Origin of the sequence: Rhodococcus sp. DT1 (assembly GCF_049844875.1) — a bacterium.
Lineage (GTDB): Bacteria > Actinomycetota > Actinomycetes > Mycobacteriales > Mycobacteriaceae > Rhodococcus.
This window is the reverse complement of the sequence record NZ_JBNCLW010000001.1, coordinates 60,426-85,411: the sequence shown is the minus strand read 5'-3', so window position 1 is coordinate 85,411 and position 24,986 is coordinate 60,426. Positions and strand designations below refer to the sequence as shown.

Below are 24,986 nucleotides of genomic sequence, written 5' to 3'. Positions count from 1 at the left end.
CGCCTGTGGCCCGGTGCCGCACCCGGTCTTTCGACCGGGCGCGGCACCGGGCCACAGTGGCGGAGCGCAGAGACGGCGGGATCGCCGGCGCTGCGAGACCGCCGAAACTACAGAAGCATCGGACCTACGGTGCGATGATCGCGTTGGCCATCACGCGGACGGCACTGGTGATGCCGTCGAGCAGGTTCCCCTGGCCGAAGGACGCCAGCGCGGCGGTGACGCCGAGTTGCAGGACACGATCCGTCGCGCGGGCGGAAGCCTCGCGTCCGGAACGGATCTCGATGGCCCGCTGGTTGGGGTACACGGCGATCAGCACCGAGTTCTCCGCGTCGGGAGTCGTCGGCAGCAGCGCGTCGGTCTCGGCAGCCGGGTTCACGGCATCACCGATGTACACGGAGAACCGCACGTGGGTTGCCCGGATGGCATCGGTCAGCGTGTCGTCGAGCCGGATCAGGTCGCTGTCCTTGAACGGAGGTCCGGCGAACGGCTCGCCGAGCGGGCGGGCGCTCGAAATCCGGCCGCTCGTCGTGAGTGCCGCGCCGTACGGAAGAGTCTCCTGGGAACGGACGGGGGTATGGATCACGTCACCACTTGCCACTTGCGGTACCTCCGATCAGATCCGCCGGGTTACCGACGACATGTCCGTGATGGGCGTGGTGCCCGGGGCGCGTCACTTCATCCGTGGCGGTCCACAGCACCGGCTCGTACTCCCACTTCTGGCCGAGGGTGTACGCGTTGTCGGACGGAACGGGGCCCGGGTATCGCTGCCCGGTCAGGGACAGACCGGCGAAGACCAAGATGATCAGCAGCGGAATGCCGACGAAGATCAGGGTTGTCTCGAGAATGCTCACACGCAAACGGTAGCCCAGGCGCCCGGGAAAAGCCGCATACGCCCCGGATTCCGTGCCGTACCGTCAGGCGGCGCCCTCTCCCAGGTACGGCAGCCAGGTGGGATGCAACTCCGGGAGGGTGGCGAGCAGGCGCCAGTGCCTGCCCTTCGGCGGGGTGAGAACGGCGCGCAACGTCCAGCCGAGTTCGGCGAGCATTTTGTCCGCCTTCTTGTGGTTGCAGGGCGCGCAGCACGCGACGCAGTTCTCCCAGCTGTGCTCGCCTCCGCGACTGCGAGGCACCACGTGGTCGATCGTCTCGGCTTTCGCGCCGCAATAGGCGCAGCGATTTCCGTCGCGGTGCATGAGCGCCGCGCGGGTCATGGGTACCCGGGCGTGATAGGGCACCCGGACGTAACTGCGCAGGCGGATCACCGAAGGCAACTGCACCGACCATTCCGCCGAGCGGACGAACGGCGCGTGCGGGTCGTCGTGGACGGTGTCGGCCTTACCGCCGGTCATGAGAATGACGGCGCGCCGGGCCGGCAGCGCCGTGAGAGGTTCGTAGGTGGCATTGAGCAGCAGCACCCGGCGTTTGACCCAGTCGGGCACCGCCGTGCTGTCGCGCACTACGCGCAGGGTGTTGGCCCCCGGCGCCCCCATCGGGGCATCCGCGGGCGGGAGTTGTCGATGTGCGCTGCTGCGGTGCTTCATACGACCTCCGGAAGACTGGAAACAGTGCATCACGGATGGTCGAAAATCGCACCCTGAATCGTGCGACTTGCCGAGGTCGGGTATGTGAACTTCTGGGGCCGCCGGAAGCGGATACCGCCGCCGCTACGGGCGGGCCGCTGCAACGGGCACAATGGACATTCGAGAGGGATGGTGAGCAGAAACCGATGAGTGACGAGCAGACCTTCTACGACGCAGTGGGCGGCGCCGAGACGTTTCGTAAGATCACGGCGCGCTTCTACGAAGAGGTGGCCGCGGACGAGATCGTCCGTCCGCTGTATCCCGAGGAAGATCTCGGCCCGGCCGAGCGGCGCATGCGCATGTTTCTCGAGCAGTACTGGGGCGGACCGCACACCTACTCCGACGAGCGCGGCCACCCGCGCCTGCGCATGCGGCACCACCCGTTCCGCATCGGACCGCTCGAGCGCGATGCGTGGCTGCGCTGTATGCACACCGCGATCGCGTCGATCGACGAGGAGACGCTCGACGACGCCCACCGCCGCCAACTGCTCGACTACATGAACATGGCAGCCGACTCGATGATGAATTCGGCCGTGTGACGTCGCCCCAGGAGCGGGTCAGCCCCTCCGCACGAGCGACCTGAGCTTTCCCGCGACGCGGAATCCGAAGATCAGCGGTGCGGGCATCACCCGATGCAGAATCGCATGTTTGCGGACGTACTCGGGAACCTCCCAGAGCGCAGACGTGCCGGCCCGGAACAGGGCTGCGTCCCCGGCACGGAGTATCCGCGGATCGGCGTCGTCGGAACTGACGATCACCGAACCTTCCACGATGTGGACGATCTCGTCGGCGCCGAAATGCCATGTGAAACGGCCCGCCGTGCAGTCCCACACATGGGTGGTGGTGGTCAGGTCGCTCCCTGTCGACCATTGACCGCTGCGGGCCACCGGCGTCCCGTCGTGGATCCAGTCCGGGTCGATCGGATCTTCGTGAAGTTCCACGTCGTCGAGGGAGACAGCGACGATCGGCGTCCAATTCATGAGGATTGTCCTATCACGTGTGCGCGGTCACAGGAATTCGCTGCCACGGTTCGACCTGTCCACGCGGCGCGCATCTGTCACGATGACTCCCGTGGCCCGCCCCAGCGATGCGCCGACCGACGGTCCCGTCCCCGCGCGGGCCTGGTGGCGCGATGCCGTGTTCTACCAGGTGTATCCGCGGTCGTTCGCCGACTCGGACGGAGACGGGGTCGGCGATCTCGCCGGGATCCGCAGCCACCTCTGGTACCTCGAACTCCTCGGAGTCGACGCGCTCTGGCTCAATCCCGTGATGCGGTCGCCGATGGCGGATCACGGGTACGACGTATCCGACCCCCGCGACATCGACCCTCTCTTCGGTGACGTCGCCGCCTTCGACGCGTTGGTCGGCGAGGCGCACGCGCGGGGCATTCGTGTCGTGATGGACCTCGTGCCGAACCATGTCAGCAGCGAACATCCCTGGTTCCACGAGGCACTCGCCTCGCCACCGGGAAGCGCGGAACGCAACCGTTTCCATTTCCGTGACGGTCGCGGGCCGGGCGGCGACGAGCCGCCGAACAACTGGCCCAGCATCTTCGGAGGTCCGGCCTGGACCCGGGTCACCGAGCCCGACGGCACCCCGGGCCAGTGGTACCTGCACGTGTTCGCCTCGCAGCAACCCGATCTGAACTGGGCCGACCCGGATGTCGGCGAGGACCTCGAGAAGACTCTCCGGTTCTGGCTGCACGACCGGCACGTGGACGGGTTCCGCATCGACGTCGCGCACGGCATGGCCAAGCCCGCAGACCTGGCCGACCACGACGGCTGGGAGGAGAACGAACTCCTCGGACATGCCGCGTCCGATCCCCGCTTCGACAATCCCGAAGTCCATGCCATCCACCGGGCTATCCGGGAAGTGCTCGACGAGTATCCGCATGCGGTGACGATCGGTGAGATCTGGGTCAGCGATCACGAGCGGTTCTCCGCCTATCTGCGGCCGGACGAGTTGCACCTCGGTTTCGAGTTCCACCTGACTCTCGCGGGCTGGGATGCGAACGAGATCAAGGAAGCGATCGACAAGGGCTTCGCCGCTGTCGCCGGCACACCGGCGTCCCCGACCTGGACATTGTCGAACCACGACGTGGACCGGGAGGTGAGCCGCTACGGAGGCGGTGCGCGCGGCCTCGCCCGGGCCCGCGCCATGATCCTGGTGGAGTTGGCGCTACCGGGTGCGGCGTTCGTCTACAACGGAGCCGAACTCGGGCTACCGAACGTGGATCTCCCGGACGAGGTGCTGCAGGACCCGGTGTGGGAACGCTCGGGGCGCACCGACCGTGGCCGGGACGGATGCCGCGTCCCTCTGCCGTGGGAGGGCACGGCCCCTCCGTTCGGATTCACCGGCGCGTCGCAGTCGTGGCTGCCCCAGCCCGAGAACTGGGCCGCGCTCACCGTCGAAGCGCAGCTCGCCGACACGGGATCGACACTGTCGCTGTACCGGCGCGCCATCGAGCTGCGGCACGAACGTCCGGAGATCTCCGGCGACGACATCGGCTGGTACGGCAGCCCGCCCGGCTGTCTCGCGTTCCGGCGTACCGGCGGAGTGACGTGTGTGCTCAACGCCGGCACGGAGCCGGTCGTGCTCCCGCCGGGCACGGTGCTGTTGTCCAGCACACCGATCGCGGGCCGGCATCTCCCGCCCGACAGTGCCGCCTGGCTCGTCTGACCGGGCTACACCACACTCAGACCGAGACCACCGGTCCGGCGCAGATGGACGGACCCGTACCGTGCATCGAGGCGCAGCCACGTCGGGGAGGCGCGAACCCGGACCACCTCGGCGGGATCGATGCCCTCGACATCGCCGGAGTCCCGGCCCGAGGTGGGGACGAATCCCATTGCGCCCAGCGCGAAGACCATCCGCATGGGCACCCCCACCGTCGTGTCACCGCCGCTCACTTCCAGTACTTCCTGCGCGAGCAGCGACGCCGGAGGTCCTTGCGCGCCCTGCTCGCGGGTCACGGTCACGCCGCGGTGGGCGAGTTCGACGAGCACGCGGGCAGGGACGTCGTCGACGTGCGTGTAGCCGCCCTCGGGGGGCAGCGCACCGCGCCAGGCCGAATCCATCGCCCATCCCGGGTCCACCTCGGGGTGCGGACCCGACGCCCCGACGAGCGCGGCGCGCAGGCCGTCGGCGGCGACGCACGTGTCGGCAGGATCGACGGTGCCGCGCACGACCCGCGACGCGAGGACCTCGAAGCCGGTCTGCGCCCACACGCCGAGCACACCGTCGCCCCGGCGGCGCAGGCGTACGACAGCCGCGTCGTCCATGCGCAGCACATGGGTGAGGAAGCTGGCGAGGTCGGTGCGCTCGGCGGGCCCGTCGAGACGTATCGCGCGTTCACCGCGGCCCCGGCCGGCTGTGTCAGTCACGCCGCCACCGCAGCAGGAACTCACGTTCGTGGTCGTCGAGCCGCCGCAGCCGCTGGGTGTCGATGTCGAACGCCGCAATCTGGGTGGAGGCGATCACGGCCGGTGCGGAGTCGGCCGGAGCGCCACCGGGACGCACCTCGTAACCGATGGTGAAGTCGACCGCCCGGACCTTCTCGGTCCACATCATGATGTCGAGCGGGCCGTCCGAGTGGCGGAGTTGCCGCCGGTACCGCACGTGGAGATCTGCGATCACGGCACCTTCGCGCAGGCTCTGGGTGGGCCGGCCGTCGGCGAAGAGCCACGGGATGCGCGCCTCTTCGAGCAACGTCACCATCCGCGCGTGGTTGATGTGCTGGAAGACATCCATGTCGGACCACCGCACCATCACCTCGGTGTGGAATCCGAACTGTTCCCCCGCGCTGCCCACTCGTTACCTCCGATCGGATGCGCCGGTGCGCACCATGCTTCTGATCTGACGTGCCGCCACCGACAGGACGGCGAGGTCCAGGTTCCCAGACGCGAAGATCTCCTCGAGCGCCGCCCTCGCACGCACGAGCCTCGACCCGTTGGACAACTCCCAGTCCTCGATCATCTCCGCGGTGGTCTCGCCCGGCTCCGCCCCGGCGAACACGTCGAGCACCAAGGCACTCAACGATCCGTACAGGTCGTCGCGTAATGCCAAGCGGGCGAGGGAGTGCCAGCGGTCTCCTCGTTCGAGGGCAGAGACCGCACTGAGAAGGCGGTCGATTCCGAGATGCGCGTCGAGTGCGTAGTACAGTTCCGCGACCTCCTCGTCGTCCCGCTCGACGATGTCCGCGACGTCGATGACATCGAGCAGCGCGAACTGCACGAGGAGGTAGTACACCGCATCCGTGGGTTCGGCCGGCGCACCCCGATCGAGCACGGGCCGGGTCCTGCGGGCGAAGTCTTCGACGTGATGCCCCCGCACCCATTCGCCGACCCGCGGGGCGAGTCGTGCGAAGCGGTCGCGATACCGGCTGATCTCCGCGCCCACCGCGAGGGGTTGCGGCCGTGTCGAGAGCAGCCGCCGCGACGCGCGGTCCAGGACCCGACGCGATTCGAGGAGCAGGTCGTCCTCGACGTCGGTGGGAAGCCGCTCGCTGCGGACCCGGTCCCAGATCGCGGGCAGCCCGAAGATCGCGGTGACCGCGGCGTATGCGCGGACCGCGTCGGTGCTCGACGCTCCGGTCTCCTCGGTCAGCCGGTACACGAAGGAGATGCCGCCGTTGTCGACGGTTTCGTTCGCGAGGATGGTCGCGACGATCTGCCGGCGGAGCGGGTGCGCCTTGATTGCGGTGGCGAACCGATCCCGGAGCGCGGGCGGGAAATAACCGGGCAGGCGCGACGCGAACGTGTCGCTGTCGGGCACGTCGGTGGCGAGAAGTTCCTCGACGAGGGCGAGCTTGACGTGGGCGAGCAGCTGGGACAACTCGGGCGAGGTGAGGCCCTCCCCCGCTGTGAACCGGCGTGCGATCTCGGCGTCGTCGGGTAACGCGTCGAGGCGACGGTCGAGTCCGTGCTCGGCTTCGAGCGCGCCGAGGAGCCGCTGGTGTACACCGAGCAGCGATGGCGCGGCCGCTCGCTCGAGACCCAGGACATTGTTCTGCCCGATGTTGTCGGCGAGCACGAGTTCCGCGACGTCGTCGGTCATGGAGGCGAGCAGCGGGTTACGGTCTTCGGTCCGGAGTTCGCCGGCGGTGACCACCGAGTCGAGCAGGATCTTGATGTTGACCTCGTGGTCGGAGCAGTCCACGCCCGCCGAGTTATCGATAGCGTCGGTGTTGATCTTTCCGCCGGTGCGGGCGTATTCGATACGCCCGAGTTGCGTCACTCCGAGATTGCCGCCTTCGCCGACCACCCGTGCCCGCACACTGTCGCCGTCGACGCGCACGGAGTCGTTGCTCTTGTCCCCGACGTCGGCGTGGGATTCCGAGCGCGCCTTGATGTAGGTGCCGATGCCGCCGTTCCACAGCAGGTCGACGGGTGCGCGCAGGATCGCCCGGATCAGTTCGGACGGGGTGAGTTCGGTGACGTCGTCGGGCAGGGCGAGCACCCGGCGGGCCTGTTCGCTGACCGGGATCGATTTGCGGGTGCGTTCCCACACTCCCCCGCCCTCGCCGATCAGTGCCGGGTCGTAGTCGGCCCACGACGAGCGGGGAAGCTCGAAGATCCGCCGTCGTTCGGCGAACGAGCGAGCCGCGTCGGGCTCCGGATCGAGGAAGATGTGGCGGTGGTCGAACGCGGCGACGAGCTGGATGTGCTCGCTGAGCAACATCCCGTTGCCGAACACGTCGCCGCTCATGTCACCGATGCCGGCGACGGTGAAGTTCTCCGTCTGCGTATCGAGTCCGCGCTCACGGAAGTGCCGCTTGACGCTCTCCCATGCGCCGCGCGCGGTGATGCCCATCTCCTTGTGGTCGTATCCGGCCGAGCCGCCGGATGCGAACGCGTCACCGAGCCAGAAGCCGTAGTCTGCCGCAACCGAATTGGCCAGGTCGGAGAACGACGCGGTGCCCTTGTCGGCGGCCACCACGAGGTAGGTGTCGTCGGTGTCGTGGCGCACCACCCGTTCCGGTGGGATCACCGTGGTGCGCGACCGATCGAGGTTGTCGGTGACGTCGAGCAGCCCGGAGATGAACCGGCGGTAGCACTGTTCGCCGCGCTCACGGACGGCTCGACGATCGGCAGCGGCGTCGCCGGTGGGCTGCGGCGCGTGCTTGACGACGAATCCGCCTTTCGCCCCGACGGGAACGATGACGGCGTTCTTGACCGCCTGCGCCTTGACGAGCCCGAGAACCTCGGTGCGGTAATCCTCACGGCGGTCGGACCATCGGAGACCACCGCGGGCGACGGCGCCGTACCGCATGTGCACGCCCTCCACATCGGGTGCGTAGACGAAGATCTCGAACTTCGGTCGTGGCTGCGGGAGTTCGGCGATGCCGGCCGGATCGAGCTTCATCGACAGGACGCGGCCGCGGGCGGAGTCGTCGTCCGCGGGGACGAAGTAGTTGGTGCGCAGGGTGGAGCGGATCAGCGAGAACAGCCCCCGCAGGATCCGGTCGGGGACCAGTCCTGTCACGGCCTCGATCTTCGACGTGAGCTCGCCGGAGATGCGTTCTTCACTCTCGGATTCGGCAACCTCCGGATCGAATCGGGCCTCGAACAGCCGGACCAGCAGGACCGTGATCTCGGGGTAGTCGAGCAGTACGCCTTCGATGTTGTGCTGACTGTACGGAAAACCGGTCTGCCGCAGGTATTTCGCGTAGGCACGCAGCATGACCGCCTGACGCCACACCAGCCCGGCGCGCAACACCAGTTCGTTGAACCTGTCGGTCTCGGAATCACCACGCCAGGCGACGACGAACATGTCGGTGAAACGACCCGCGAGCGTCGGGTCGGAGTCCAGAGTGTCCGGCGCGAGATCGCCCGGAAGCCCGAGACCGAAATCGTAGATCCAGCAATCGATTCCGTCGGACCGGGGAACCCGGTACGGGCGCTCGTCGATAACCTGGACGCCGAGGCTCTGCAGCACCGGAAGCACCCGGCCGAGGGTGACCGGCTCGTCGCCGACGTACAGGGTGAAGCGCCACGCCCCGGGTGCTGCGCCGTCGGACCGGCAGAGCCGCGTCTCGATCTCACCGACCCGAAGACCCTCGAGCACCACCAGATCGGAGAGAGCGCGCTCCGACGGAAAATCCTCCTTGTACGCCTCGGGCACCGCGTCGGCGTATCGCTGCACCAGTGCGGCGTCGACGCGGGCATCGCCGGCGGCGGCCTCGGAAAGCCGATCGGTCCAGTTCCTGCTGGTCGCCGCGAGCAGCGCCTGGATCCGGATGCGGTTCTCGTCGGAGGTGTCGATCTCGTGCCGGCCGCGCCCGGGGAACCTGATCGTGACGTGCAGGAGAGCCAGCTCCCCCTCCGAGACCCGCGCGGTGTAGTCGAGGACTCCCCCGCCGTACTCGCTCAAGAGGATGTCCTGCATCGCGATGCGGACCTTCGTCGTGTACCGGTCGCGCGGCAGGTACACCAGGCACGACACGTACCGGCGGTGCGTGTCGACGCGTACGAACAACCGGACCTGCCTGCGGATGTCGACCACCGACGTGACGGTGTCGTAGAGGGTGGCGGTGTCCATCGAGAAGAGTTCGGCACGCGGGATGGTCTGCATGATCTCGAGCATCGCCTGACCGCTGTACGACGAAATGTCCACGTGGGCACGGGCGATCACGGCACGCACCCGGCGGGAGATCAGCGGGATGTCGAGGATGTTGTCGTTGAGCGCGGTCACCGTCAGCACTCCGAGGAAGCGGTGCTCACCGACCACGCGACCTTCCGCATCGAGGACTGCGATCCCCACGAAATACGGATAGACCGAGCGGTGCACGGTCGTCGGCAGCGCCCCCTGGGTGAGGACGAGCAACGGCCGCCGGTCGGGGTGCGCACCGGGCGGCAACTCGAGTGGATCGCTGTCGGGGCCCTCGGTGCGCAGGACCCCCAGTCCGCTGCCCCGGACGGGGCGCGCTCGCACCACGCCTGATCCATCGGTGTCGACGAACTCGTAGCGCCGGTAACCGAGCATGGTGAAATGCCCGCGGGCGAGCCAGCGCAACAGATCGGCGGTTTCGGCGAGAACGGTGGCGGTGTGCTGCGGCGGCGGAACGACCGCGAGCGCGTCGAGTGCACCGGCGAGTTCGCGCTGCAGGGCGAGCATCGGTTCGGTGTCGGAGACGACCTGCCGCACTTCGGCCAGCGCACGGCGGAGTCCGTCGTCGATCTCGTCGACTGTGGGTCCGTCGGCTCCGAGTGCGAACTGCACGTGCATCCACGACTCGGCGATCCGGTGCACCGGATCCTCGTCGTCGACCGACGGGTTTCCGGGCGAGAGGTCGCGCAGCAGTCCCGCGTCGTCGCGCAGTGCCGAGAACTCCGGGTGCACCACCGCATCGACACCCACTCCGAGGCGGGCGAAGAGTGCCAGGACGGCCTCGACGAGGAGGGGCATGTCGTCGGTGACGATCTGGGCGGTCGATCCCAGTGGGTCGTCTCCCGGCGGACGAACCCGGATCGCCGCCGTGCCCGGCGCACGCTCGCGTCCCAGTTCGAGATGGGCGGCGGCCACTGCTTCAGGTGCGCCGATTTCCTCGCCCGACTGCTCGTACATCTGCACGAGAGTCGCCACCAACGACGAATCCAGTTGCGACGCAGTTGAATCCGCCATTACTTCACTCCCTGACCTGCTTGCCGGACAAAACCGAGCGCCGCGGACGGGCCCGAGTTCGAGCCTATCCGCGGCGCCACAGGTTGGGGGCCGGACACGCGGGCTGTCAGCCCGGCGCCGCGACCCGGTACCGGTCGAGGACCTCACGTTCGAGATCGCTCAGCGGCCTCGACCGATCGGTGTGGACGTCGAACCCGACGAGAACAGCGTCCCCGTGGGCACACACCACCCCGTGCCGGTCGAGGATCGTGTGGCGCAGCGTGAACGACGAGGTACCCACGTGCAACACGGCGATCTCGACATCGAGCGGGCCCGACGCATCCTTGATGGGCCGCAGGAACTCGGCGTCCATCTTGCGGACCGCGACGACACCGCGCCCAGAAAGGTGGCTGATCAGGAACTTGATCCGCGCTTCCTGCATGTACTCGACGACTTTGGTGTTGTTGACGTGACCGAGCCGATCGGAGTCGGCCCAGCGCACCTCGAGCGAACAACGGAACGGCTCGCCGACGGTGTTCGTCCCGACACCGTTCGGCTTCGTCTCCAGACGATCAGTCACGAGTGAGCTTCCGGTGGGTGACGCGGTGCGGACGTGCCGCATCCGCGCCGAGACGCTCGACCTTGTTGGCTTCGTACGCCTCGAAGTTGCCCTCGAACCAGAACCACTTGCCTTCCTCGACGTTGCCCTCCCAGGCGAGGATGTGGGTACAGGTGCGGTCGAGGAACCAGCGATCGTGGGAAATCACGACGGCGCAGCCCGGGAACTGCTGCAGCGCGTTCTCGAGCGAACTCAAGGTCTCGACGTCGAGGTCGTTGGTCGGTTCGTCGAGCAGGATCAGGTTGCCGCCCTCTTTGAGGGTCAGCGCGAGGTTCAGCCGATTGCGCTCACCGCCGGAGAGCACGCCGGCCTTCTTCTGCTGATCCGGTCCCTTGAAACCGAACGCGCTGACGTACGCGCGCGACGGCATCTCGTTCTGCCCGACCTCGATGTAGTCCATGCCGCCCGACACGACTTCCCACACGTTCTTGGTGGGGTCGATGTTGGAGCGGTTCTGGTCGACGTAACTCAGCTTGACGGTGTCGCCCACCTTGACGGTGCCCGAATCCGGCTCCTCGAGACCCACGATGGTCTTGAACAGCGTGGTCTTACCCACGCCGTTGGGACCGATCACGCCGACGATGCCGTTACGCGGCAGGGTGAACGACAGGTCCTTGATGAGCACGCGGCCGTCGAAGCCCTTGTCGAGGTGTTCGACCTCCACGACGACGTTGCCCAGGCGCGGAGGCGTCGGGATCTGGATCTCTTCGAAGTCGAGCTTGCGGTGCTTCTCGGCTTCCGCTGCCATCTCCTCGTAGCGTCCGAGGCGCGCCTTGCTCTTCGTCTGCCGGGCCTTGGACCCGGACCGGACCCACTCGAGCTCCTCCTTGAGGCGCTTCTGCAGCTTCTGGTCCTTCTTGCCCTGCACCTCGAGGCGCTCGGCCTTCTTTTCCAGGTACGTCGAGTAGTTGCCCTCGTACGGATGCAGCTTGCCGCGGTCGACCTCACAGATCCACTGCGCGACATGGTCGAGGAAGTACCGGTCGTGAGTGACGGCCAGGACGGCGCCGGGGTACGACGCGAGGAACTGCTCGAGCCAGAGCACGGACTCGGCGTCGAGGTGGTTGGTGGGCTCGTCGAGAAGCAGCAGGTCCGGCTTGCTCAGCAGAAGCTTGCACAGCGCGACACGGCGGCGCTCACCACCGGAGAGGTGCGTGACCGGCTCGTCCGGCGGCGGGCAGCGCAGCGCGTCCATCGCCTGTTCGAGCTGCGAGTCGAGATCCCACGCGTTGGCGTGATCGAGCTCCTCCTGGAGGACGCCCATCTCTTCCATCAGTTCGTCCGAGTAGTCCGTCGCCATCAGTTCGGCGATCTCGTTGAACCGGTCGAGCTTGACCTTGATGTCGCCGAGGCCCTCCTCGACGTTCTGCTTGACCGTCTTCTCCTCGTTGAGCGGGGGCTCCTGCAGGAGGATGCCGACCGTCGCGTCCGGATCGAGGAAAGCCTCACCGTTGCTGGGCTGATCCAAGCCCGCCATGATCTTGAGGATCGACGACTTTCCCGCGCCGTTGGGTCCCACGACGCCGATCTTCGCGCCCGGGTAGAAGCTCATGGTGACGTCATCGAGGATGACCTTGTCACCGTGCGCCTTGCGCACCTTCTTCATCGTGTAAATGAACTCCGCCATGACGACCAGCGTATCCGCCCCGGCGGGATAACCCACATCCTGCGCGTCGTCCCGCCCGAGCGGGACCTCCGATCAGCCCGCGAACAACTCCGCGACGAACGGTGTGGTGTCCGGAAGCGACGCGGCCATGGTCTCCGAATGCCCCGTGGGATAGGTGGCGAACCGGGGTTGCGCTCCCCCGGCCCACAGGTCCGCGACCAGCTTGACACTCAACGGCGCCGGCACGACCCGGTCGTCGAGGCCTTGGGCGAGAAACAGCGGCCGGTCGTAACCGTTCACCGGAACTCCCAGGTAATCGGACAGGGCCGCCGGGAACCGGTCGTCGCCGAGCGGTCGGGCGAGCAGGTCCCCGATCCCGACGCCGGTGTAGCGCGCGAGCATCTCGTCGTAACACAGCGACTCCGCCGCATCGACGACTTCCCGCCCGAGACCGGTGAGATAGCCGTCGAGATCGAGTCCCGGATCCGCCTCGCGCAGCCCAGCGAAGATGAACGCTCCGAAGGCGGTCAGTCCGTCGAGCGGAAGATCCGGAAACTCCGGGAAGCCGATCGGGAAGACCAGTTCGAGATTCGACGGCGCCCCCGTCGTGAGTGTTCCGCGGAAGTCGAGTTCGGGCGCGCGATCGGTGGCGGTATTCGCCGTGTGCAGCGCCGCGTGCCCTCCTTGCGACTGCCCGACGACCACCCAGCGCTCCGACAGCGACGGCTCCACCGCGCGCGCCGCACGCACGAGATCGACGATGCTGTTCGCGGCGCTCTGCCCGTCGAGGTATCGATGCAGGCCGTCGGATCCGAGACCCGGGTAGTCGGCCGCGACGACGGCATATCCCTGATCGAGCCAATGCTCGAGGTAGGCGGTGTCGCGTTCACTCCGCGGATTACGGGAGGGGGCGCAGTCGTCGGCGAGACCGGTGGTGCCGTGTGCCCAGGCGACGACGGGCCGGCCGCCCGCGGGAGGTTCGCCGCCGGGTACGAACACCACCCCGGTGGCAGTCGCCGTCTCACCCGAGCGCCACTGCGTCGTGTACGAGAGCGCACGAGCCGAGGCGGCTCCCGGCAACGACAATCGGCTGTCGAGCGGGGCCTCCGACACCACCGCTCCGGGTGCCGGCTGTGCGTGCGCTGTACCGGAGACGGCAACGGGCGCTCCGACGGCAAGAAGACACGCGAGAAAACCCGCGATCACACTCCCGACACGTCCGTGCGATGTCGTCTCGTCCGTCCCCCTGCGCGCAGTCACAGCGAGCACCATACGTGCACACCGGGCGGGCGGTATCGAAGATCGGATGCGGAGAGATTCCGGTTGGATGAGCGCCGCGCCGGGCAACCTGTGTGTATGACATCACATTCCTCGACCTCGTCGCCTCCCGCCGTGGAGTCCAGGACCGGGCGGGACGTCGCACGCGTCGTCACGGTGGCGGTGAGCGCGGTAATCGCCGTCGCGGGCTCGTTTCTCGGCTCCGGCGCGGTCGCCGGGACGCCCGTCGCCGAAGCGGCGGGCGGAGCCCTCGCGTCGGATGCGACGGCCGTTGCCCCCGGCGGCGCCGCGTTTTCGATCTGGACGCTGATCTATATCGGGCTGATCGCGCTGGCTGTGTGGCAACTGCTGCCCGCCCACCACACCGACCCGCGGCAACGCACTCTCGGCTGGTGGATCGCCGCGTCGATGCTTCTCAACGCATTATGGATCGGGACGATCCAGATCGATCAGGTCGGCCTCAGCGTGGTGGTGATCGTCGCACTGCTCGCAATCCTGGTTCGCGTTTTCCTCGGGCTCACGGCATCTGCTCCGTCGAGCCGCCTCGAGGCTGTCGTCGTCGACGGCACGATGTTCGTCTACCTGGGGTGGGTCGCGGTCGCCACGGTCGCCAACACCGCGGCGGCCCTGAATTCCGCGGACATCGATCCGTTCGGGTGGGGCGCCGACGTGTGGGCCGTGGTGATCCTCGCCGTGGTCGCGGCCGTGTCGGTGGTGGTCGCGTTCGCCGGGCACGGACGTCTCGCGGTTGCCGCCGCCATGGCCTGGGGTCTGGGCTGGATCGCGGTCGGCCGCACCGCCGACGACGGCTGGAACTCGACACCGGCGGCGGTTGCGGCGGTGGTCGCCGCGGTCGTGGCGGTGGTGGCCGCAGTTGCCGTGCGGATCGCCACCGAACGGGCCCGCACGCGAAAACCCGTGTGAGACCCGGACCGCAGGCGCTCCCGCGGGCCGCTAGCGCGCTTCCTGGTCCCGGCGGGCCAACTCCGCGAACATCGCGTTGTGCGCGGCGAGGTCGGCGTCCTCGTCACGATCCGCGGCCCGATCCACCCGGCGCGCAGTCCGTGTATCGCTGCGCGACCACTGCACGAGCAATGCGAGCATGACGAGCACGAGCGGGATCTCACCCGCCGACCACGCGATACTGCCGCCGACCTTCTGGTCGTCGAACAGGTCGTAGTTCCACGGCAGCGCGAGACCGCGGTAGTACGACTCGGCCATCACCGTTCCCATGCTCATGAGGGTGACGCCGAAGAATGCGTGGAACGGCAGCGAACCGAAGACCATGCCGAGTTTCGTGACCGGCGGCAGGTCGCGTGGCGACGGATCGACGCCGATCACCACCCAGTAGAAGAGATAGCCGCTCATCAGGAAGTGCAGGTTCATCAGCACGTGCGCGGTGTGGCTGTCGGCGAAGGTCTCGAAGATGCCACCGAGATACAAGGCGTAGAAGCCGCCGACGAACATCACCGACGCGACGATCGGGTGAGTGAAGAACCGCGACGGCGGGCTGTGCAGGAATTCGAGGATCCACTCGCGGGGTCCCGGAGGAGCACCGCGGCCGGCCGGCTTGAACGCGCGCAGCGCCAGGGTCATCGCACCGCCGAGTGCCAGGAGCACCGGCGCGAGCATCGACATGGCCATGTGCGCGCCCATGTGCACGCTGAACATCGCGGCGGAGTACATGCCGACACCCGACGACGTGGCGACCAGCAGCACGAAGCAACCGGAGAACCACGCGATGCTCCGGCCCACCGGCCAGGCGTCACCGCGCTTGCGCAGCGTCCACAGGCCGATGGCGTATGCGACGGCCAGAACGATCGCGAGGGTGCCGAAGATGAGGTCGAATCGCCACTGCCCGAAGAACAGGTTGGCGAACGACGGGGGCACCTCGAGGTTGTATCCGAGGGCCACTTCCTGAACCGTGGGCACGGCATCCGGGGCCGGCGGCGGGGTGCGGCCCAACCCGACGGCCAGGCCCACCGTCGCGGCGAGGACGAACGACTCGACGGCGGCGAACCGGACGAGGGCACCCCGGCTGGTCGGATCGGCTTCGAGCGCCGGAAGTGCCCGTCGCCGCTGCAGCCAGCCGAACAGCCCGAGCACTACCAGCGCCACGATCTTGGCGATCAGGAGCCTGCCGTACGTGGTTGTCGTGAGGTCGTCGAGCGAGACCCGCACTCCCGCGTTGATCACGCCGGTCACAGCCATGACCACGAACGCGAGACCGGCGACGAAGGAGAACCGTCGCGCCGCGACGTCGGTGTACGCGCCGCCGCGCCACGAATGCGCGAGAAGTGCGAACAGGCCACCGGCCCAGACCGACGCGGCCACGAGATGCAGCACCAGGCTGTTGGTGGCGAGGTCGTGCGATCCGCCCGAGGACGAGTGGCCCGTCAGTGCGACCGGCATCAATGTCACCAGCGACAGCAGGAGCAGATAGGGCACCCACGACCAGCGCACCGCCATCCGGATCAGCAGCGCGGTGATCAGAGCGAGCACCGTCGTCCATGCCCAGGCCGACGCGGTCTCCACCTGTCCGAGCGCACTGAACAGGTTCTCCGGCCGGAGCGCTTCGGTGAACGGCGCGCCGGAGGTGTCGGACAGGGTCAGCGGCACGAGCAGCGCGGCCGTCGCGGCCCACACCACCGCCGCGACACCTGCGGTCCGGACCGCGCGGTACCCGCCGACATCGAGGACGCCGTTCTTCTGCGGCGGCACGAGGAACGCCGCGAAGAACAGCGAACCGATCGTGATCACGGTCGCGATTTCGGACACCGCGCGAACCGCAGGCAGACCGTAGGTGGTCAGGGCCCCCGGGTCCGGGATGCCGAGCAGGACCAGCGCCTGCGCGGCGGACGCGCCGACGATCAGTGCCGCGACGATGGCGGCGAGGATGCCGAAGAGGACGAACAAAACAGACGGGTTCCCGCGTCCGGACGCGGGCACTGAATGCTGCGCGTCGGACGCGAGCTCGGGTGCTGCCATGCCTACCAGGGTAGGACCTCCCGAACCGTAACTACGACGCCCCGTCGGACATCACTGCGACGGCCCGCCGGGGATCACTGCGACGGCCCGCCGGGGATCACTGCGACGGCCCGCCGGGGATCACTCCGACGGGCACGTATCGAACAGTCGGATCAGAGTGTCGAAACCCAGGCGAGCCGATCGGTCGACAGCGAGAACGTGTCCTCGAACAGGACGACGTACGTGCCGGGAGCGGCACCGGCCCTTGCGTCGAAGCACACGTTTCCGGTTGCGGTGCCGCCCGGTGCGAGGCGGCCCGAGTTGAGCATCGGGCGGTCGGCACCGAACGTGGAATTGCGGATCGCGCCGCCGGCGTCCTGCACATGCCAGTCCATGTATCCGTTGAAGTCGTTCTGGTCTGTGCCCACATTGACGATCGTCACCTCGCTGCAGAGGTAGCTGCCCAGTACGGAGTCGATGAGCTGGAGCGGTCCGACGGTGTAGGCGAGATCGTCGCGGGTGATGGTAGCGCCGGCGACCGCGGCGGTGTCGTGGTCGAGCTTCCCGGAGAATTCCGGTCCCCGATCGGCCACTACCTCGTCGCCGACGGGACCGGATGTGACGGTGGCCTCCTTCTCGCCGCCGACGCTGGAGACCACGGCGATGGAACATGCGCCGAACAGGAGGACGGGCACACCGACGACGATCCAGGGCCAGATCCGGCGCTTGGCGCGCGGCGGCTGTCCGGACGGGTTCTGGTTCGGGTCGGGGTACGAGATGGGGTGTGTCATGACGCTTCTCCTCATTGGTCTGGGCTGGAGATGCGGAGCAGGCGGTGCCGCTCCTCCGGTGTGAACAGCTCACCCGAGTTGCCCGGTCCGGCACCTCGTCCGATCGGACGGACCCCCTCCTCCTTTCGGACCGATCACTGCGGACCGTTCGGACCATGTGGGTGTGTCACGCGATTGCGTAGCGTGCACCCAGTGATGGTTACTTCCGCTCAGGGTCTCCGGCGTCCGGTGTGGCGCCGGCGTGCCTGGACCACCGCTGCCGTGACACTGAGCCTGTTCTGCACGTTGCTGACCCTGGGACTGTCGTCGGACTCGAAGACGGTTCCCGAATGGAACTTCGCACTCGGGTTCGTGCTCGGCCTGGTCGCAGCGTTTGCTCTGGTGTGGCGCCACTCGAGCCCCTGGACGGTGCTCGTCGTCACGCTCCTCGGACCTCTGCTGTTCTCCACCGACGCCACCGCCGCGCTCATCGCGCTCTACGCCGTCGTCAAATCGGAACGCAGCGGACGACTCGCCGGAGCCGCCGGTGCCGTCTTCTTCGCGTGCGGTATCTCACTCACGTACGACGCGCACCGCACCCGAGACAACTCGGTACTCACGATGGGCACGATGCGCCCGGACGACACCGCACCCAAACCGATGTGGGAGGTCGCCTGGTGGATCCCCTGGCTGGTCGCGGCGGCGCTCGTCACGGTCGTGGTGGTGCTCGCGCTGCTCGAGCAGACCCGCTCGCAACTGACCGTCGCCGAACACGTGCGCGACCGCGCGACGGCGAAGACGGAATCGATCCACGACGAGATGATCCGTACCGAGGAACGAACCCGGATCGCCCGCGACATGCACGACACGCTCGCCGCAGGGCTGAGCCGAATCTCCCTGTTCGCGGGAGCACTGCAGGTCGGTGGGGCCGATGATCCGCAGAAGACAGCCAATACGGCCGCCATGATCCGCAGCACCGCGCACGAATCTCTCGACGAGCTCAAGAGCATCGTCGGTGTGCTTCGCGGGACGGCCGGGGCGCCGCGGGCCAGCGGACATCAGGGGATCGATGCCGTGGCCGATCTCGTCCAGTCCGCGCGCGCGGCCGGACTGCACACCGTCTTGTTCACCGACCTCCAGCCCGGTGACGTCGGCACCGTGTCCGGCCACGTGACGTACCGGGTGGTGCAGGAAGCCCTCACCAACGTCCAGAAGTACGCGTCGGACCAGACAGTGCGCATCACCATCACCGGCGCTGCCTACCAGGGCATCCGGATCGACGTGCGCAATGAACTCAGTTCGTTGCCTCCGACCGTGCCCATCGGTTCGCGGGCGGGCCTGACCGGTCTCGCCGAGCAGGCACATCAGATCGGGGGCACGCTCCGGGCCGGGGTGGTGGGCTCCGAGTTCGTCGTCGACTGCTGGGTGCCCTGGTCGGCCTGACAGGCGATCCTGCGAGGGCGGAACACGCCTCGTGTCGGGGGCCGGTCCTAGGCTCTCCACCTGTGCCCGCTGCTGCCGAGATGATCACCGTGCTCGTCGTCGACGACGACCCCTTCGTTCGCCGTGGCGTCACCGACATCTTCGCCGCGACCGACGACATCGTGGTCGTGGCCGATGTCGACGACGGCGACAGGGTCCCCCACGCCGTCCACCGGTTCTCGCCGCACGTGGTGCTGATGGATCTCAAGATGCGCCGAGTCGGGGGCCTCGAGGCGACCCGGCAACTCATGTCGATGCCCCACCCGCCCCGCGTGATCGCCATGACAGCGATGGACGTCGACGATCTCGTGGTGCAGGCCGTCGCTGCCGGTGCGCACAGTTTCCTGAGCAAGGACGAGCCGCCGCAGACCTTCCATCAGTCGGTGCGGGCGGTCGCTGCCGGCAACACGCTCTTCAGCGAGGATTCCCTCCGCCGCATCGTGGCGAGTCGTCGCGAGACCACCGCGTCGCCGGCCGTGACGGAGCTCACCAAGCTGTCCGAGCGTGAACGCGACGTGCTGAAGGTGCTCGCAACCGGTGCGTCCAACGCCGACATCGCGGGCCGCTTGTTCCTGAGCGAAACCACTGTCAAGACTCACATTTCGGCGGTCTTCACCAAACTCGGAACCCGCAATCGAGTGGAGGCGGCTCTGGCCGCGTTCCGGGCCGGGCTGGTCGCCTGAGGCCGTCGGGGTGTCGTGGTCGTTCCCACTTCCGTCCCGACCGCATACCGTGGGGTGAGCACGTGCGCGATACCGACGGGAGCACACCACCAGCCCATGGATGTGATCAACGAGTTCATCACCGGTCAGGCGGCTGCGCTGTGGGTCTACCCGCTGCTCTTCGTGGTGTGCACCGTCGACGGGTTCTTCCCGCCGGTCCCGAGCGAGACGGTGCTCGTCACTCTGGCGTCGCTGTCGGGTTCGACCGGTCGGCCGTACCTCGCCGCGATCATCGTCATCGCAGCGGTCGGGGCGATCCTCGGAGACAACATCGCGTACACGATCGGACGACGGGTCGGCACGGAGCGATTCCGCTGGATGCGCACCCCCAAGGGCAAAGCCGCGTTCGCGTGGGCCCGCCGCGGGCTGGACAAGCGCGGCGCGGCGGTCATTCTCACCGCCCGGTACATCCCGATCGGCCGTATCGCCGTGAACATGACGGCCGGCGCCACTCGATACCCCCGCAAGAAGTTCGTGCCGCTGACCATCCTCGGCGGCATCACCTGGGCTCTGTACTCGTCGCTGATGGGCAGGCTCGTCGGTGGCTGGTTCGAATCCCAGCCGTTGCTCGGCGCAGTGATCTCCGTCTGTGTCGCGGTGGTCCTGGGGATCGGGATCGACCATGTGCTGCAGAGGGTCAAGGGCGGCGAGGTGGACATTCCGCGCGTCTCCCCGCCGGGGAACGGCACCGCACCGGAGGCCCAGGAGGACAACCCCGGCTCCGCGCGCAACGCGTAGAGGGGTACCCGCACACGGCTGGCCGCCGAGCCGTTAAGATTCTGGCCGCGCCTCCGTAGCTCAGTTGGATAGAGCAAGAGCCTTCTAATCTCTAGGTCGCAGGTTCGATTCCTGCCGGGGGCACCACAATGCCGTTTCGCGACCGTGCCGGCTCGAGACCGTGCCGACCCGAGACCGCGTCCATCCAAACCTTCCATGAGCGTGCACCCACTCGGATACCGTGAGCACTGCGCATCGGACACCGACGGGCGTGCGGCAACGCGTTCCCTCTCTTCCGTCGACCGAGGCATCCACATGGTGCCCACCTCGCTCCCTCACGGCATCGGGGTGGACCGCGAGTTCGGAGGTAGTCGCATGTGCACAGCCGCCAACTACACCGCTGAGGATCATTACTTCGGCCGCAACCTGGACCTCGAATACTCCTACCACGAAGCGGTCACCGTGACGCCTCGGAACTTTCCCTTCGAGTTCCGAAGGGTGCCGCGGCAGGCTACGCATTACGCGATGATCGGCATGGCCACCGTCGCCGACGGTTATCCGCTGTACTACGACGGGACGAACGAGAAGGGTTTGAGCCATGGCGGGACTGAATTTTCCCGGCAACGCCGACTACAAACCCGTTTCGGAGGAGGGCACGAATGTCGCTTCCTTCGAGTTCATTCCGTGGGTCCTGGCACAGTTCGACACCGTCGCCCAGGTGAAGAGTGCACTGACGGACGTACGCATCGTCGACACCGCCTTCAGCGCGGACTTTCCGCCCTCTCCCCTGCACTGGATCATCTCCGACCGCAACGAGTCCGTTGTGGTCGAGTCCGTGGCCGAGGGCCTGAAAGTTCACGACAATCCGCTGCAGGTGCTCACCAACAATCCGACATTCGATATCCAGTTGTTCAATATCAACAACTACATGAGTCTGTCGATCGACCCGCCCGAGCCGCATTTCTCGAAGGAAATACCGTTCGACGTGTACAGCCGAGGGCTCGGTGCTGTCGGGTTGCCGGGAGATCTGTCCTCGATGTCGCGATTCGTGAAGGCCGCATTCACGAAGGTGAATTCGGTGTCGGGCCGGTCCGAATCCGAGGCGATCAGTCAGTTCTTCCACATTCTCGGTTCCGTGGAACAGCAGCGGGGATGCGTTCGTCTCGGCGACAAATACGAGATCACCATCTACTCGTCGTGCTGCAACACCGACAAAGGTATCTACTACTACCGGCATTACGAGAACAGTCAGATCACCGGCGTGGACATGCACAAGGAAGATCTGGACGGAACCGAACTGGCGTCGTACCCGCTGGTCACCGAGCAGCAGATTCTCATGAAAAACTGACCGTGTCCGTGTGACCAACCCGTCGAGCCGATCTTGTGTTTGGGCTGCTGCGCTCGCAGCGTTCGAGGCCGCGTCCCGGACCCCGGTGGTGAACCGTCTCCGGGAGCCGGAATCGGGATGGTTCCAGGGCAGGGCTCCGATCTCGGGGACGGGAGCGCGCACCGTGCCGTCAGGTCTGCTCGGACATCCTCGGACCCCACGGACATACATCATTTCCTGGGCTTTTGTGGCCGGACACCCTTCAGCGCCGTGTGTTTCCGATCGCACCGGCAGACCGGGCTAACAGTGGATCGGCGCCACGTCCTATAGTTCAGATGTAAAGGCCGTGTTACAGAATCCTCACATAGTCAGGTAGGTAGCGTGTCGACTTCGGACCGCATCGCAGAGATTTACGAGCAGGTCAAGGCCCGGAACGCGGGCGAGCCTGAATTCCACCAGGCAGCTGCCGAAGTGTTCGAGTCCCTGCATGTCGTGCTCGAGCGCCACCCCGGCTACTTCGAATACGGCCTCATCGAGCGCCTGTGCGAGCCCGAACGCCAGATCATCTTCCGCGTGCCGTGGATCGACGACCACGGTCAGGTGCACGTCAACCGCGGGTTCCGCGTGCAGTACAGCAGCGTGCTCGGCCCCTACAAGGGCGGACTGCGTTTCCATCCCAGCGTGAACCTCGGCATCGTGAAGTTCCTGGGGTTCGAGCAGATCTTCAAGAATGCGCTCACCGGCCTGCCCATCGGCGGCGGCAAGGGCGGTTCGGACTTCGACCCCAAGGGCCGGTCCGAGCAGGAGATCATGCGCTTCTGCCAGTCCTTCATGACCGAACTGCATCGCCACATCGGTGAGTACACCGACGTCCCGGCCGGTGACATCGGAGTCGGCGGCCGCGAGATCGGCTACCTGTTCGGCCAGTACAAGCGCCTCACGAACTCGTACGAGTCGGGCGTGCTGACAGGCAAGGGCATCACCTGGGGCGGATCGCAGGTGCGCCGCGAGGCCACCGGCTACGGCGCGGCGTACTTCGTCGCCGAGATGGCCAAGCACGCCGGCAGCTCCGTCGAAGGCCGCACCGCAGTCGTCTCCGGCTCCGGAAACGTCGCGATCTATGCCATCGAGAAGATCCACCAGCTCGGCGGCACCGTGGTCGCGTGCTCCGACTCCTCGGGCTACATCCACGATCCCAAGGGCATCGACGTCGAGCTGCTCAAGGAGATCAAGGAAGTCCGGCGCGGACGCATCTCCGAGTACCTCGACGAGCGCGGCGACGCCGACTTCTACCCCGGCGGCAACATCTGGAACGTCCCCTGCGACATCGCGCTCCCCTGCGCCACACAGAACGAGTTGGACGAGGAATCCGCGAAGACCCTCGTCAACAACGGCGTCAAGGTCGTCGCCGAGGGCGCCAACATGCCCACCACTCCCGGCGGCATCGCCGTGTTCCGCGACGCCGGTGTCGGCTTCGCCCCGGGCAAGGCCGCCAACGCCGGTGGCGTCGCCACCTCCGCGCTGGAGATGCAGCAGAACGCCTCGCGCGACTCGTGGCACTTCGACTACACCGACGAGCGCCTCGCCCGCATCATGCGCGACATCCACGGCCGCTGCATCGAGACCGCTGCCGAGTACGGCAAGCCCGGCGACTACATCCACGGCGCCAATATCGCGGGCTTCGTGAAGGTCGCGGACGCCATGTTCGCACTCGGCGTCATCTGACGTTTCTCCGCACCGACGACGAACGGCGGGCCCCGGATTTTTCCGGGGCCCGCCGTTTGTGGCCGACTACTGTGCTGCGTGATTTCCGGCAGCGTGCGCGGCGCGCTACTCCGTCGTGGAGACCGTCGGGCCGCCCTCGGCAGCTCCGCGCTCCTCGTCGCTACGCGCCTTGCGGGCAGCTTCACGCATCTCGATGCCATCGGTGATCCACCCGCCGACCTCGCGGGTGACGTCTCGGACGGCTCCGGTGATGATCCCGGCGATAGCGCCGACTCGCGTCGCTGCCGATTCGGTCATCTCCTGGATGGTGTCCTTGTTGCGTTCGAACTTCCCGACCATGGCACTCCCCCTCAGACGTTCTCCCGTGCGAGGGTACCCGCAGCGTCGTCGGCCTGCTCGCGGGGCGAACGCTCGAGAAGCACCGAGATGTCCGGGGTCTGCGACACCCAGTTCGGCGGCAGTGCGAACGTGAAGATCTTCTTCCACACGGATGCCACCTGGGCGGTGAGGCCGCGGCTGTTGTACGGCAATCCGTACTGTTCACACAGCTCCCGGACACGCGGCGCGAGTTCCGGGTATCGGTGCGCCGGCAGGTCGGGGAACAAGTGGTGCTCGATCTGGTGCGACAGGTTGCCCGACATGATGTGGAACAGTGGCGATCCGGAGATGTTCGCGCTGCCGAGCAGCTGGCGCACATACCACTCGCCGCGCGTCTCCTCGGCCGTCTCGTCCTCGCTGAACGACTGCACGCCCGACGGGAAGTGGCCGCAGAAGATAATCGAATACGCCCACACGTTGCGCACCACGTTCGCGGTCGCGTTGCCGACCAGGGTCGGCACGAACAGCGGGCCGGTGAGCAGCGGGAACGCCACGTAGTCCTTGACGACCTGACGACGCGCCTTGCGCCACCAGCCCTGCGCGAGCGGAAGGACGTCTCGCCACGACCGGGTACCGGCGACGATGTTCTCCGCCTCGGCGTCGTGCATCATCACTCCCCACTCGAACAGCAGCATCAGTGCGGCCGCATAGACGGGGTTGCCGAGGTAGTACGGGTGCCATTTCTGGTTGGGGTCCATCCGCAGGATCCCGTACCCGATGTCACGGTCCTTGCCGACGATGTTGGTGAACGTGTGGTGCATGTAGTTGTGCGAGTGCCGCCACTGGTCCGAGGGGCACACGGTGTCCCACTCGAACGTGCGCGAGTTCAGCGACGGCTCCCTCATCCAGTCGTACTGGCCGTGCATCACGTTGTGCCCGATCTCCATGTTGTCGAGGATCTTCGACACGCTCAGTGCCGCGACCCCCGCAACCCACGCGGGCGGGAAGAAGCCGAGGTACATCAGGCCGCGGCCGGTGACCTCGAATCCACGCTGCGCCTTGATGATGCGATAGATATATTCACGGTCCTCGTCGCCGAGCGACGCCACGGTCTCCTCGCGCAACGCGTCGAGTTCGCGGCCCAGTTCGTCGATGTGTTCCCGGGTGAGCACCAGCGGTTCGGGATCCGCGGGCGCGGAGGATCCCGAGAGGAACGGCAGGAAGGGAATAGAGGGCAGGGACAATCCGAACATGGTGTCCTCCAGTGGTATCGG

General features: G+C 67.1%; 22 protein-coding genes, 1 tRNA gene and 1 pseudogene. 10 read left to right on the top strand and 14 right to left on the bottom strand.

Features of this window, described 5'->3' with window-relative positions; all coding sequences use genetic code 11:
* Positions 1–124: 124 nt before the first annotated feature.
* The 3 genes from ACLQ3J_RS00390 to ACLQ3J_RS00380 form a co-directional block, all read right to left on the bottom strand.
* Entirely contained in the window at positions 125–598 is a 474-nt protein-coding gene (locus ACLQ3J_RS00390; protein ID WP_425901875.1) for a DUF5130 family protein, read from the bottom strand.
* Positions 585–851 (bottom strand): hypothetical protein, encoded by a 267-nt coding sequence (locus tag ACLQ3J_RS00385; RefSeq protein WP_425901873.1) that lies wholly within the window; start codon positions 849–851, stop codon positions 585–587. The genes ACLQ3J_RS00390 and ACLQ3J_RS00385 overlap by 14 nt, the downstream gene beginning before the upstream one ends.
* Before the next feature lie 63 nt (positions 852–914).
* Positions 915–1,541 carry an HNH endonuclease gene (locus ACLQ3J_RS00380; RefSeq protein WP_296550922.1) on the bottom strand — a complete coding sequence of 209 codons (627 nt, stop codon included), beginning with the start codon at positions 1,539–1,541 and terminating at the stop codon, positions 915–917.
* 185 nt (positions 1,542–1,726) lie between these two features.
* Here ACLQ3J_RS00380 and ACLQ3J_RS00375 point away from each other — a divergent pair, with 185 nt between their 5' ends.
* Positions 1,727–2,119 carry a globin gene (locus ACLQ3J_RS00375; protein WP_169620465.1) on the top strand — a complete coding sequence of 131 codons (393 nt, stop codon included), beginning with the start codon at positions 1,727–1,729 and terminating at the stop codon, positions 2,117–2,119.
* An 18-nt stretch (positions 2,120–2,137) separates the two neighbouring features.
* Here ACLQ3J_RS00375 and ACLQ3J_RS00370 read toward each other — a convergent pair whose 3' ends face one another.
* Entirely contained in the window at positions 2,138–2,560 is a 423-nt protein-coding gene (locus tag ACLQ3J_RS00370; protein WP_169620464.1) for a cupin domain-containing protein, read from the bottom strand.
* An 82-nt stretch (positions 2,561–2,642) separates the two neighbouring features.
* Here ACLQ3J_RS00370 and ACLQ3J_RS00365 point away from each other — a divergent pair, with 82 nt between their 5' ends.
* Entirely contained in the window at positions 2,643–4,259 is a 1,617-nt protein-coding gene (locus ACLQ3J_RS00365) for a glycoside hydrolase family 13 protein (protein WP_425901872.1), read from the top strand.
* A gap of 5 nt (positions 4,260–4,264) precedes the next feature.
* Here the strand turns inward: ACLQ3J_RS00365 and ACLQ3J_RS00360 are convergent, their stop codons facing one another.
* The 6 genes from ACLQ3J_RS00360 to ACLQ3J_RS00335 all read right to left on the bottom strand — a co-directional run bounded on the left by ACLQ3J_RS00360 (position 4,265) and on the right by ACLQ3J_RS00335 (position 13,612).
* On the bottom strand, positions 4,265–4,963 hold the full coding sequence (locus tag ACLQ3J_RS00360) for a hypothetical protein (RefSeq protein ID WP_169620462.1): 699 nt from the start codon (positions 4,961–4,963) through the stop codon (positions 4,265–4,267).
* Positions 4,956–5,390, bottom strand: coding sequence for an acyl-CoA thioesterase (locus tag ACLQ3J_RS00355; protein ID WP_169620461.1), 435 nt, complete (start codon positions 5,388–5,390; stop codon positions 4,956–4,958). Before ACLQ3J_RS00355 ends, ACLQ3J_RS00360 begins: the two co-directional genes overlap by 8 nt.
* Before the next feature lie 3 nt (positions 5,391–5,393).
* Positions 5,394–10,145, bottom strand: a complete 4,752-nt coding sequence (locus tag ACLQ3J_RS00350) for an NAD-glutamate dehydrogenase (protein WP_425902265.1) — start codon at positions 10,143–10,145, stop codon at positions 5,394–5,396.
* Positions 10,146–10,308: 163 nt separating this feature from the next.
* Positions 10,309–10,761 carry an acyl-CoA thioesterase gene (locus tag ACLQ3J_RS00345; protein ID WP_425901869.1) on the bottom strand — a complete coding sequence of 151 codons (453 nt, stop codon included), beginning with the start codon at positions 10,759–10,761 and terminating at the stop codon, positions 10,309–10,311.
* Positions 10,754–12,427 (bottom strand): energy-dependent translational throttle protein EttA, encoded by a 1,674-nt coding sequence (gene ettA, locus ACLQ3J_RS00340; protein ID WP_169620458.1) that lies wholly within the window; start codon positions 12,425–12,427, stop codon positions 10,754–10,756. The genes ACLQ3J_RS00345 and ettA overlap by 8 nt, the downstream gene beginning before the upstream one ends.
* Before the next feature lie 72 nt (positions 12,428–12,499).
* Entirely contained in the window at positions 12,500–13,612 is a 1,113-nt protein-coding gene (locus tag ACLQ3J_RS00335; RefSeq protein WP_425902264.1) for an alpha/beta hydrolase family protein, read from the bottom strand.
* Positions 13,613–13,762: 150 nt separating this feature from the next.
* Here ACLQ3J_RS00335 and ACLQ3J_RS00330 point away from each other — a divergent pair, with 150 nt between their 5' ends.
* Positions 13,763–14,608 carry a tryptophan-rich sensory protein gene (locus ACLQ3J_RS00330; RefSeq protein ID WP_425901868.1) on the top strand — a complete coding sequence of 282 codons (846 nt, stop codon included), beginning with the start codon at positions 13,763–13,765 and terminating at the stop codon, positions 14,606–14,608.
* Positions 14,609–14,638: 30 nt separating this feature from the next.
* Here ACLQ3J_RS00330 and ACLQ3J_RS00325 read toward each other — a convergent pair whose 3' ends face one another.
* Positions 14,639–16,672 carry a cytochrome c oxidase assembly protein gene (locus tag ACLQ3J_RS00325; protein ID WP_425901867.1) on the bottom strand — a complete coding sequence of 678 codons (2,034 nt, stop codon included), beginning with the start codon at positions 16,670–16,672 and terminating at the stop codon, positions 14,639–14,641.
* Between the two features lie 152 nt (positions 16,673–16,824).
* Positions 16,825–17,442, bottom strand: a complete 618-nt coding sequence (locus tag ACLQ3J_RS00320) for a DUF4352 domain-containing protein (RefSeq protein WP_425901866.1) — start codon at positions 17,440–17,442, stop codon at positions 16,825–16,827.
* Positions 17,443–17,637: 195 nt separating this feature from the next.
* Between ACLQ3J_RS00320 and ACLQ3J_RS00315 the strand changes: the two genes are divergently transcribed.
* The 7 genes and pseudogenes from ACLQ3J_RS00315 (at position 17,638) to gdhA (ending at position 23,394) form a co-directional block, all read left to right on the top strand.
* Positions 17,638–18,864 carry a sensor histidine kinase gene (locus ACLQ3J_RS00315; protein WP_425902262.1) on the top strand — a complete coding sequence of 409 codons (1,227 nt, stop codon included), beginning with the start codon at positions 17,638–17,640 and terminating at the stop codon, positions 18,862–18,864.
* An 80-nt stretch (positions 18,865–18,944) separates the two neighbouring features.
* The gene (locus tag ACLQ3J_RS00310) at positions 18,945–19,586 is read left to right on the top strand and encodes a response regulator (RefSeq protein WP_425902261.1); all 642 of its coding nucleotides are present in this window, start codon (positions 18,945–18,947) and stop codon (positions 19,584–19,586) included.
* Between the two features lie 96 nt (positions 19,587–19,682).
* The gene (locus ACLQ3J_RS00305; protein ID WP_425901864.1) at positions 19,683–20,363 is read left to right on the top strand and encodes a DedA family protein; all 681 of its coding nucleotides are present in this window, start codon (positions 19,683–19,685) and stop codon (positions 20,361–20,363) included.
* A 49-nt stretch (positions 20,364–20,412) separates the two neighbouring features.
* Positions 20,413–20,489, top strand: a tRNA-Arg gene (locus tag ACLQ3J_RS00300).
* A 69-nt stretch (positions 20,490–20,558) separates the two neighbouring features.
* Positions 20,559–20,900 (top strand): annotated as a pseudogene (locus ACLQ3J_RS00295) (linear amide C-N hydrolase); the annotation flags it as partial.
* A 40-nt stretch (positions 20,901–20,940) separates the two neighbouring features.
* Positions 20,941–21,690: a linear amide C-N hydrolase gene (locus ACLQ3J_RS00290; RefSeq protein WP_425901862.1), complete on the top strand. Its 750-nt coding sequence runs from the start codon at positions 20,941–20,943 to the stop codon at positions 21,688–21,690.
* 360 nt (positions 21,691–22,050) lie between these two features.
* Positions 22,051–23,394 carry an NADP-specific glutamate dehydrogenase gene (gdhA, locus tag ACLQ3J_RS00285; RefSeq protein WP_169620451.1) on the top strand — a complete coding sequence of 448 codons (1,344 nt, stop codon included), beginning with the start codon at positions 22,051–22,053 and terminating at the stop codon, positions 23,392–23,394.
* Between the two features lie 105 nt (positions 23,395–23,499).
* Here the strand turns inward: gdhA and ACLQ3J_RS00280 are convergent, their stop codons facing one another.
* Together ACLQ3J_RS00280 and ACLQ3J_RS00275 are read right to left on the bottom strand one after the other, a co-directional pair.
* The gene (locus tag ACLQ3J_RS00280; RefSeq protein ID WP_169620450.1) at positions 23,500–23,733 is read right to left on the bottom strand and encodes a hypothetical protein; all 234 of its coding nucleotides are present in this window, start codon (positions 23,731–23,733) and stop codon (positions 23,500–23,502) included.
* Between the two features lie 11 nt (positions 23,734–23,744).
* Positions 23,745–24,965 carry a fatty acid desaturase family protein gene (locus tag ACLQ3J_RS00275; protein WP_169620449.1) on the bottom strand — a complete coding sequence of 407 codons (1,221 nt, stop codon included), beginning with the start codon at positions 24,963–24,965 and terminating at the stop codon, positions 23,745–23,747.
* Positions 24,966–24,986 lie beyond the last annotated feature (21 nt).

Coding starts and splice junctions, on each gene's coding strand:
- ACLQ3J_RS00380 (WP_296550922.1), bottom strand. CDS start 1,541: ATGAAGCACCGCAGCAGCGCACATCGACAACTCCCGCCCGCGGATGCC.
- ACLQ3J_RS00375 (WP_169620465.1), top strand. CDS start 1,727: ATGAGTGACGAGCAGACCTTCTACGACGCAGTGGGCGGCGCCGAGACG.
- ACLQ3J_RS00370 (WP_169620464.1), bottom strand. CDS start 2,560: ATGAATTGGACGCCGATCGTCGCTGTCTCCCTCGACGACGTGGAACTT.
- ACLQ3J_RS00365 (WP_425901872.1), top strand. CDS start 2,643: ATGACTCCCGTGGCCCGCCCCAGCGATGCGCCGACCGACGGTCCCGTC.
- ACLQ3J_RS00350 (WP_425902265.1), bottom strand. CDS start 10,145: ATGTACGAGCAGTCGGGCGAGGAAATCGGCGCACCTGAAGCAGTGGCC.
- ettA (WP_169620458.1), bottom strand. CDS start 12,427: ATGGCGGAGTTCATTTACACGATGAAGAAGGTGCGCAAGGCGCACGGT.
- ACLQ3J_RS00330 (WP_425901868.1), top strand. CDS start 13,763: ATGACATCACATTCCTCGACCTCGTCGCCTCCCGCCGTGGAGTCCAGG.
- ACLQ3J_RS00325 (WP_425901867.1), bottom strand. CDS start 16,672: ATGGCAGCACCCGAGCTCGCGTCCGACGCGCAGCATTCAGTGCCCGCG.
- ACLQ3J_RS00320 (WP_425901866.1), bottom strand. CDS start 17,442: ATGACACACCCCATCTCGTACCCCGACCCGAACCAGAACCCGTCCGGA.
- ACLQ3J_RS00315 (WP_425902262.1), top strand. CDS start 17,638: ATGGTTACTTCCGCTCAGGGTCTCCGGCGTCCGGTGTGGCGCCGGCGT.
- ACLQ3J_RS00310 (WP_425902261.1), top strand. CDS start 18,945: ATGATCACCGTGCTCGTCGTCGACGACGACCCCTTCGTTCGCCGTGGC.
- ACLQ3J_RS00305 (WP_425901864.1), top strand. CDS start 19,683: ATGGATGTGATCAACGAGTTCATCACCGGTCAGGCGGCTGCGCTGTGG.
- ACLQ3J_RS00290 (WP_425901862.1), top strand. CDS start 20,941: ATGGCGGGACTGAATTTTCCCGGCAACGCCGACTACAAACCCGTTTCG.
- ACLQ3J_RS00280 (WP_169620450.1), bottom strand. CDS start 23,733: ATGGTCGGGAAGTTCGAACGCAACAAGGACACCATCCAGGAGATGACC.
- ACLQ3J_RS00275 (WP_169620449.1), bottom strand. CDS start 24,965: ATGTTCGGATTGTCCCTGCCCTCTATTCCCTTCCTGCCGTTCCTCTCG.